7 protein-coding genes are annotated in these 8,613 nt (G+C 69.7%); 4 read left to right on the forward strand and 3 right to left on the reverse strand.

Annotated features, from left to right (window positions below; all coding sequences use genetic code 11):
* Positions 1 to 32: 32 nt before the first annotated feature.
* Positions 33 to 917 (forward strand): 16S rRNA (adenine(1518)-N(6)/adenine(1519)-N(6))-dimethyltransferase RsmA, encoded by an 885-nt coding sequence (gene rsmA / locus U9J66_RS20485; RefSeq protein WP_326338417.1) that lies wholly within the window; start codon positions 33 to 35, stop codon positions 915 to 917.
* 4 nt (positions 918 to 921) lie between these two features.
* On the opposite strand, the gene U9J66_RS20490 is transcribed toward rsmA, so the two are convergent.
* Both U9J66_RS20490 and U9J66_RS20495 read right to left on the reverse strand, forming a co-directional pair.
* Entirely contained in the window at positions 922 to 1,164 is a 243-nt protein-coding gene (locus tag U9J66_RS20490) for a hypothetical protein (RefSeq protein ID WP_014909007.1), read from the reverse strand.
* On the reverse strand, positions 1,145 to 2,593 hold the full coding sequence (locus tag U9J66_RS20495; RefSeq protein ID WP_326338418.1) for a PspC domain-containing protein: 1,449 nt from the start codon (positions 2,591 to 2,593) through the stop codon (positions 1,145 to 1,147). Before U9J66_RS20495 ends, U9J66_RS20490 begins: the two co-directional genes overlap by 20 nt.
* Before the next feature lie 231 nt (positions 2,594 to 2,824).
* Here U9J66_RS20495 and U9J66_RS20500 point away from each other — a divergent pair, with 231 nt between their 5' ends.
* A complete protein-coding gene (locus U9J66_RS20500) occupies positions 2,825 to 4,027 on the forward strand; it encodes an ATP-binding protein (RefSeq protein ID WP_161111237.1) in 1,203 nt (400 codons plus the stop codon).
* Positions 4,028 to 4,057: 30 nt separating this feature from the next.
* Positions 4,058 to 4,729 carry a response regulator gene (locus tag U9J66_RS20505; RefSeq protein ID WP_014912170.1) on the forward strand — a complete coding sequence of 224 codons (672 nt, stop codon included), beginning with the start codon at positions 4,058 to 4,060 and terminating at the stop codon, positions 4,727 to 4,729.
* 32 nt (positions 4,730 to 4,761) lie between these two features.
* On the opposite strand, the gene U9J66_RS20510 is transcribed toward U9J66_RS20505, so the two are convergent.
* Positions 4,762 to 5,691 (reverse strand): nucleoside hydrolase, encoded by a 930-nt coding sequence (locus U9J66_RS20510; RefSeq protein WP_026125306.1) that lies wholly within the window; start codon positions 5,689 to 5,691, stop codon positions 4,762 to 4,764.
* Between the two features lie 146 nt (positions 5,692 to 5,837).
* Here U9J66_RS20510 and pcrA point away from each other — a divergent pair, with 146 nt between their 5' ends.
* The gene (pcrA, locus tag U9J66_RS20515) at positions 5,838 to 8,162 is read left to right on the forward strand and encodes a DNA helicase PcrA (RefSeq protein WP_041561852.1); all 2,325 of its coding nucleotides are present in this window, start codon (positions 5,838 to 5,840) and stop codon (positions 8,160 to 8,162) included.
* Positions 8,163 to 8,613: the final 451 nt, after the last annotated feature.

Consider the following 8,613-nt stretch of genomic DNA (forward strand, 5'->3'; position numbering starts at 1 on the left):
GGGACGAGCGGGTGGGCGGCTGCCGGCAAGATGTGTGGGTGACACAGACATCCGCACCCGACCCCGACGACCGTTCCCGCCTGCTCACCCCCGCCGACGTGCGGGCGCTGGCCGAACGGTTCGGCATCCGGCCCACCAAGACCCTGGGCCAGAACTTCGTCATCGACCACGGGACCGTCCGCCGCATCGTTCGCGTCGCGAACGTCGGCGAGGACGACGTGGTCGTCGAGGTGGGTCCGGGACTCGGCTCGCTCACCCTCGCCCTGCTCCCGCACGTGCGCAGGGTCACCGCGATCGAGATCGACCCCGCTCTGGCCGAGGCCCTGCCGGGGACCGTCGCCGCGCACGCGCCCGAACTCGCCGACCGGCTCACCGTCGTCCCCGGCGACGCCATGCGCGTCACCGAACTCCCCGGCCCCGAGCCGACCGCACTGGTGGCCAACCTGCCCTACAACGTGTCGGTCCCCGTCCTGCTGCACCTGCTCGAACTCCTGCCCGGGCTCGAACGGGTCCTGGTGATGGTGCAGGCCGAGGTCGCCGACCGGATCACCGCCACCCCCGGCGGCCGGATCTACGGGGTGCCCTCCGCCAAGGTCGCCTGGTACGCCTCCGCGCGCCGGGCCGGAGCCGTGGGACGCAACGTGTTCTGGCCCGCCCCCAACGTCGACTCCGGCCTGGTGGAGCTGATCCGCCGACCCGCTCCGACCACCAAGGCCTCCCGGCGGGAGGTGTTCGAGGTCATCGACGCCGCCTTCGCGCAGCGCCGCAAGACCCTGCGCGCGGCCCTCGCGGGTTGGGCCGGCTCGGCCCCGGCCGCGGAGGAGGCCCTGCGCGCCGCCGGCGTGGACCCGAAGGCGCGCGGGGAGTCCCTGGGCATCGAGGGGTTCGCCGCCATCGCCGAACAGCGTCCCGAGTAGCGGATCAGTCCTCGGGGGCGGCCCGCTCGCTCCGATCCGGGGCCCGGGTCCCCTCGGAGGATCGCGCCCTCGACCTCAGGAGGGCCCTCGCGACCCCCACCAGGATGAGACCGGTGAAGAGCACCGGGATCAGCCACAGGAGGTCGAAGTCCCAGGAGCCGCCGCCCCGGACGACGAGCACGACCGCCAGACCGAGGAACATCACCCCGGCGATCAGCGAGCCGACGTCAATCCCGCGCTTGGCCATATCGAACCTCCACTACTCCACCCGCGGTCTCCGCGTTCACATTGATCACGGGCGTCTCGTCAGTCCCGCTCGTCTCGGGTTCCTCCTCGGTTCCCGTCTCGGGCCCGTTCGGTTCGTCCTTCGCGCCGCCTTCCGGCGGGTCGAAGACCTCCTCGTAGGTCAGGTCGGCCCCGTACATCTCGTCCGCCCCCGCGCCGGTCGGGTCGATCATGCCCCAGCCGGCGCCCGCGGTCAGGTCGACCCGCGCGTCCTCGGGGAGCACCACGACCAGCACGCCGTGGTCCACCCGGGCCGCCACGTCCACGCTCTGTCCCGCCTCCAGTGAGGAACCGAGCCGGCTCAGGTCCAGGACCCCCCGGCCCAGGTTCAGACGCATCGGTTCCCCCTCGACGTGGGCGACCGTCTCCGGCTCCCAGACCGCCTCGCCCACCTTCGCCCGAGGAAGATCGAACGTTCCCACCAGGACCGCGCCCAGGACGGCGAGCGTCCCCAGGAACAACAGTCCGCGCGTGTTGCCCGCCCACGTGCCGATCAGCGAGAACACGCCGACCACCGCGACCGCCGCCGCCATGAAGTAGAGGCCGTACACCGGACCGAACAGCAGGTCCGTACTCCCCGCCCCGTGGAACACCGACCCCAGATGGGGGGCGGCCACGACCAGCGCGACCGCCATGGTCACCACGGTCCACAGCGCGTGCGAGGCCAGGGGGGAGGGACGGCTCCGTCTCTCGAAGCAGCCCTCGCCGCCCTTCCCGTCATCACGCCCTTCGGGAGCGTCCTCCTCGTCATCCGCGGGGTCGTCGAGGTCGTCGTCGGATTCGGCGTCCCGTGAGGTGCGCTCCGAGACCACGGCCAGATCCACCGGTCCGTGCGGAGCGGAGGCCCACGGCTGAGCCGGGTTGTAGTAGGCCGCGCTCGGCTGCGGTACCGGTCCGGTCGGTGGCGGATCCCGTCTGGCCAGGTCCGCGCGGAGCCCCGACAGGACCGAACGCAGCTCCATGCCCCGCGCACGCGCGGTCAGCAGGCCCAACACCAGTGGAATCGCCAACACCAACGTCGCCCAGCCGAAACCGCCCACCAGACTCAGCGCGGTCGCGCCCATCAACCCCACGGCCAACAGGCGGGGGACGGCCCTGGACGGGATGGCCCGGTCCAACATCTGCTCGAACGTGGCCGGTCCGCCCTGGGGGTCGCGCATCAACATCCACGCCGCGACGTACAACAACAGGCCCGTGCCACCGGCGAAGGCGGTCAAGGCGAAACCCGTCCGCCACAGGACCGGGTCGACCCCCGTGTAGGCGCCCAGACCGGCGCACACACCGGCGATCACCCGCCGGTCGTCGTCGCGCCGCAGACCGGGGCCGGTCTCCGGAGGATCGACGGCGTCCCCGGCCTCGGCCGGAGGACTCTGGGCCTCACCGTCGGTCATCGTCGCTCACCGCACCTTCCTCATGGAACCATCGTCGCCCCTGATACGTCCCAGAGGGAATCCGGGACGACCCTGAGCACACCCTGACCGGCGTGCGCCGCGGACCAGGGGTGCGTCCCCGATGTCGGCGCGTCGACCACAGGGCATGCTTGGAGAGGGCAGGTAACCGGAGGCGCCGCGTCACGCGGGCGCGTCCGTACGGAGCGATCGGACGAAGGCGGTGAGCGGGCGGTGGAGACGACGGCCGCGGAGACCCCGCGGCTGACCCGGGCGGTCGAGGGCCGCCTCCTCGGAGGGGTCGCCGCCGGCGTGGCCCGCCACCTGGGCATCGACCCGGTCGTGGTGCGGCTCGCCCTCATGGCGTTGACCGTCGGAGGCATAGGGCTGGCCGTGTACGCGGCCCTGTACTTCGCCCTGCCCCGAGAAGAGGTCGAGGACCGGCCCGAAGGCTCCGAGGAACAGCGGCGCAAGGGCCGGGACATCTCCCAGATCATCGCCTACGTCGGTCTCGCCGCCGCCTTCGGCGTGCTCTTCATGATCTTCGGCGGGGTCTTCGACCCACTGCTCTGGTTCATCATCTTCGGCGCCCTGGGCGCCACGATCCTGTGGCAGCAGGCCAATCCGGCCGAACGCGACGAATGGATGGCCAGCACCGTCAGCCGCGCCGGCCCCAAAGGCCTCATGCGCACCGGCACGGGCGTCCTGCTCATCGTCATCGGCGTCATCGGCTTCATGGTCTTCCAACAGCAGCTCCAGGACGCCCGTGCCGGACTCAGCTTCGCGCTCACCCTGCTCGCGGGCATCTCCCTGGTCGCCGCGCCCTGGATCATCGGCCTCGTCCGCGAACGCGACGCCGAGCGCCGAGAGCGCATCCGCAACGCCGAACGCGCCGAACTCGCCGCGCACATCCACGACTCCGTGCTGCACACCCTCACCCTCATCCAACGGCGGGCGGAGGACCCCCGAGAGGTCCAACGCCTGGCCCGCGTCCAGGAACGCGCCCTGCGCAGCTGGCTCTACCAACGTCCCGCCGACGCGGAGACCACCGTCTCTCCCGCCCTCGAACGCGTCGCCGCCGAGGTCGAGGAGGAGCACGGCGTCCCCATCGAGGTGGTCTGCGTGGGCGACTGCCCCATGGACGACGGTCTCGGCGCCCTGCTCAGGGCCGCCCGAGAGGCGATGGTCAACGCGTCCAAGTACGCGGGAGGCTCCGGTATCTCCGTCTTCGGAGAGGTGGAGGAACGCGAGGTCCTCGTCTTCGTCCGCGACCGGGGGGAAGGGTTCGACCTCGAGGCCATCCCGGAGGACCGCATGGGGGTGCGCGGCTCCATCATCGGTCGAATGGAACGCCACGGAGGCTCCGCGCGCATCCGCACCGCTCCGGGGGAGGGCACCGAGGTTCAGCTCACCATGCCCCGCATCCCGGAACTGTGATGGGACCGGCACGGGGGTAAGGTCGTTCGTGTGGGAGAAGAGAGCACGACCTTCAGTGACGGAGACGCGATTCCCCGCGTCGTGATCGTGGACGACCACCGTCTGTTCCGCAGCGGTGTACGCGGCGAGCTCGGTGACGCCGTCGAGGTCATCGGTGAGGCCGGCGACGTCGACAGCGCCGTGCACGTGATCAACGAGACCCGCCCCGACCTCGTTCTCCTCGACGTCCACCTGCCCGGTGGCGGAGGGGTGGAGGTGCTCCGGCGCGTCCTCGCCAAGAACCCCGGGATCCGCTTCCTGGCCCTGTCGGTCTCCGACGCGGCCGAGGACGTCATCGGCGTGGTGCGCGGCGGTGCCCGCGGCTACGTCACCAAGACCATCTCCGGTAGGGAACTGGCCGACGCCATCGTCCGTGTCGCCGACGGGGACGCGGTGTTCTCACCGCGGCTGGCGGGCTTCGTGCTCGACGCCTTCTCGGCGACCGACGCGCCCCCGGTCGACCCCGAGCTGGACCGCCTCACCCAGCGTGAGCGCGAGGTCCTGCGGCACATCGCCCGCGGGTACGCCTACAAGGAGGTCGCCAAGGAGCTGTTCATCTCGGTCAAGACGGTCGAGACGCACGTCTCCTCGGTACTGCGCAAACTCCAGCTCTCCAACCGGCATGAGCTGAGCCGCTGGGCCACCGCCCGCCGCCTGGTCTGAACCCGGCGGCGGACGGCCGTGAGAGGCGGGGCTCAGCGCAGCGCGTCGAGCATCCGCTTCAGGAACTCCTCCTCGGACACCGAGACGACCACCCGCGTCGCGCGGCGCTCGTCGGCGCTCGGGCGAGGACGACGGTCCGCCACGGTCATGCCCCGGGTCAGCGACCCGGCCAGCTCCACCCGGATCGGGGCGTCGAAGGCCTCGGTGACCAGGTGGGGGTCGACCAGCACCGCCGCGGCCAAGGGGTCGTGCATGGCGCACTGACGCACACCGAAGATCCCCTTGTAGAAGTCGGCGTAGAAGTCCAGGAAGGCCGAGGTGTGCCGGGCGCGATCGCCGGGCACCTCCTTGAGCCGGTCCAGCCACTCGCCGGTGGCCACCGTGCGCATCGTGATGTCCAGCGCCACCAGATCGAGGTCGAACCCGGCGGCGAACACGGCCTCGGCCGCCTCGGGGTCGTTGACGATGTTGGCCTCGGCGTGCGAGGTCACGTTCCCCGCCGTCTCGACGGCGCCGCCCATCACCACCAGGCGACGGACCAGACGCGGCAGGCGCGGCTCCAAGGACAGCGCGATCGCCAGGTTGGTGAGCGGACCGACCGCCAGCACGTCCAGCTCGCCCGGGTTCTCCCGGGCCAGACGCACGAGCAACTCCGCCGCGGACTCCGCCACCGGCTCACGCGCCGGTTCGGGCAGCTCCACATCGCCCAGGCCGTTACCGCCATGGACGTGTTCGGCCAGACGAGGGGGCTGCACCAGCGGACGCTCCGCGCCGACCGCGACCGGGACGCCCGGGCGACCGTACAGGTCCAACAGCCGCAGCGCGTTGCTCGCGGTCACCTCCACGGTGTTGTTGCCGAACACCGCGCCGACTCCGAGGATCTCCACCTCGGGACGTGCGGCCAGGTACGCGAGCGCGACGGCGTCGTCGATCCCCGGGTCGCAGTCGACGAACACGCGTATGGTCTCCCGGTCTGCCAAGACCAATCTCCCCCGATCAGGACATGCGTCAGGTGGGCGAAAGGCTCACCTGGTGGAAAACCAGACTAAGCCGCCCCGGACACCGGGCGTGGCCGGCGACGTCGTCGGTCGGTCGTAACCTGGTAGACGTGTCCTCCCAAGAGCAACTTCTCGAAGGTCTGAACGGTCCCCAGCGCGAAGCCGTGACGCACGCGGGTTCCCCCCTCCTGATCGTGGCGGGCGCCGGTTCTGGAAAGACCCGTGTCCTCACCCATCGCGTCGCCTATCTCATGGCCGAACGCGGGGTGCGTCCAGGGGAGATCCTCGCGATCACCTTCACCAACAAGGCCGCCGCCGAGATGAAGGAACGCATCCAGGCGCTCCTCGGCACCCGCGCCGCCAACACCATGTGGACGATGACCTTCCACTCGGCGTGCGTGCGCATCCTGCGCAGGGAGGCGCACCGACTCGGATACCCGAGCGGGTTCACCATCTACGACTCCGCCGACTCCGCGCGGCTCATGCAGTTGGTGTGCAAGGAGATGGACCTGGACCCCAAGAGGTTCCCGCCCAAGTCCTTCGGCTTCCAGGTGTCCAACCTCAAGAACGAGCTCATCGACTACGACACCTTCGCCGAACAGGCGCAGACCGAGCAGGAGAAGAAGCTCGCCGAGGCCTACCGGCTCTACCAGCGCCGTCTCCACGAGTCCGGCGCCATGGACTTCGACGACCTCATCATGGTCGCGGTCAACCTCTTCCAGATGTACCCGGACGTCGCCGAGTACTATCGGCGCCGTTTCCGGCACGTCATGGTCGACGAGTACCAGGACACCAACCACGCCCAGTACGTGTTCGTCCGCGAACTGGTCGGTGCCGCCGAGGGCTCCGATACCGGCGTGGTCCCGCCCGCCGAACTGTGCGTGGTGGGCGACGCGGACCAGTCGATCTACGCCTTCCGCGGCGCCACCATTCGCAACATCCTGGAGTTCGAGCGCGACTTCCCCGACGCGCGCACCATCCTGTTGGAGCAGAACTACCGCTCCACCCAGAACATCCTCTCGGCCGCGAACACGGTCATCGATCGCAACGAGGGCCGACCCGCCAAGAACCTGTGGTCGGAACAGGGCGAAGGCCCCAGGATCACCGGTTACGTCGCCGACAACGAACACGACGAGGCGGCGTTCGTGGTCGGGGAGATCGACAGGCTCAACGACGAGGGCGTCGTTCGCCCCGGGCAGGTCGCGGTGTTCTACCGGACCAACGCCCAGTCGCGTGTGTTCGAGGACGTCTTCGTCCGGACGGGACTGCCGTACAAGATCGTCGGCGGAGTGCGCTTCTACGAGCGCAAGGAGATCCGCGACATCCTCGCCTACCTGAGGGTGCTCGCCAACCCCGAGGACACGGTCAGTCTGCGCCGCATCCTCAACGTCCCCAAGCGGGGGATCGGGGCCAGGGCCGAGGAGTCCATCGAGCTGTTCGCCGCCCGGGAACGGATCACGTTCGCCCAGGCGCTGCGCCGGGTGGACGAGGCCCCGGGGATCGCGACCCGTTCGGCCAACGCCGTCCGCAACTTCACCGCGCTGCTCGACGAGCTCTCCGAGGGCGTCCCGGGGAGCACACCGGCCGAGATCGTCGAGGCGGTGCTCGGCAAGACCGGGTATCTGTCCGAGCTCGCCGAGTCCAAGGACCTCCAGGACGAGAGCCGGGTGGAGAACCTGGAGGAGTTCGTCGACGTGGCCCGGGAGTTCGAGAACACCTTCGCCGCGCTCATCGAGGACGAGGCCGCCCTCGAAGGTGCCGAGAACCAGGGGATCGACCCGGGCGAGCCCACACTCGTGGACTTCCTGGAGCGGGTCTCCCTCGTCGCCGACACCGACCAGATCCCCGACGAGGACGACGAGGGCGGCGTGGTCACGTTGATGACCCTGCACGCCGCCAAGGGGCTGGAGTTCCCGGTCGTCTTCCTCACCGGTATGGAGGACGGAGTCTTCCCGCACACCCGGACCCTGGGGGACAAGACCCAGTTGGAGGAGGAGCGGCGCCTGGCCTACGTGGGGATCACCCGTGCGCAGGAGAGGCTCTACGTCAGTCGGGCCGCCGTGCGCAGCGCCTGGGGGACCCCCTCCTACAACCCGGCCTCCCGCTTCCTGGACGAGATCCCCTCGGAACTCGTCGACTGGCGGCGCGCCGAATCGTCCCTGGCGGCCCCGCCCTCGCGCGGGATCGGTGGCGGTCGAGGCGGTGGCTTCGGCGGTGGCGGTTTCGGCGGGACCTTCGGGGGAGGCCGTAAGAAGGCGGCCAAGGAGGCCCCCACGCTCAGCGTCGGCGATCTGGTGAACCACGACTCCTTCGGTATGGGGCGGGTCCAGCTGGTCGACGGGGCCGGGGACAAGACCAAGGCGCGCATCGACTTCGGCGCCGACATCGGGGAGAAGGACTTCCTGGTCAAGTACGCCCCGATCGAGAAGCTCTGACGAGGGGACGTTCGGGGCGGGTCACGGGGCGCTCGGTGGACGTGTAAGCCACGACACCGGAGAGTTTCTCCGAACCCGTCACGAGCACTCCCACCCGGGGGTACAGTTGGTGAAGACCGAGCGAGACGAACGCGGAATCTTCCGCGGGCGGGCCGGTCTCACCTCTTCGATCAAGCCTGGTTCGAGCAGTGCTCGGAGCATGTAAACTCGCAGAGTCGCTTCTTCCGAAAAGGGACGCGGAAACGCGGAACTCGAAAGAAAAGCGAAATCGGGCTTTACCCCGATCGGGAACACCGAAAACCGCCGAGTTGCGGGACACGGAATACCTGATAAAGTAAAGACACAACACAGCGGGAAACACCGGAAACGGTGCGAACGCGAACAAAGCCTTCCACGGAAGAGCAGAACGGGGCACTGGTTCCGGAGCTTGTACGGGAAGCGTGATTGTTTC

Origin of the sequence: Nocardiopsis sp. LDBS1602, assembly GCF_035818715.1 — a bacterium.
Lineage (GTDB): Bacteria > Actinomycetota > Actinomycetes > Streptosporangiales > Streptosporangiaceae > Nocardiopsis > Nocardiopsis alba.

What these genes read in the sequence shown, in the direction of transcription:
- U9J66_RS20490 (WP_014909007.1), bottom strand. Translation starts at nt 1,164, where the DNA reads ATGGCCAAGCGCGGGATTGACGTCGGCTCGCTGATCGCCGGGGTGATG.
- U9J66_RS20495 (WP_326338418.1), bottom strand. Translation starts at nt 2,593, where the DNA reads ATGACCGACGGTGAGGCCCAGAGTCCTCCGGCCGAGGCCGGGGACGCC.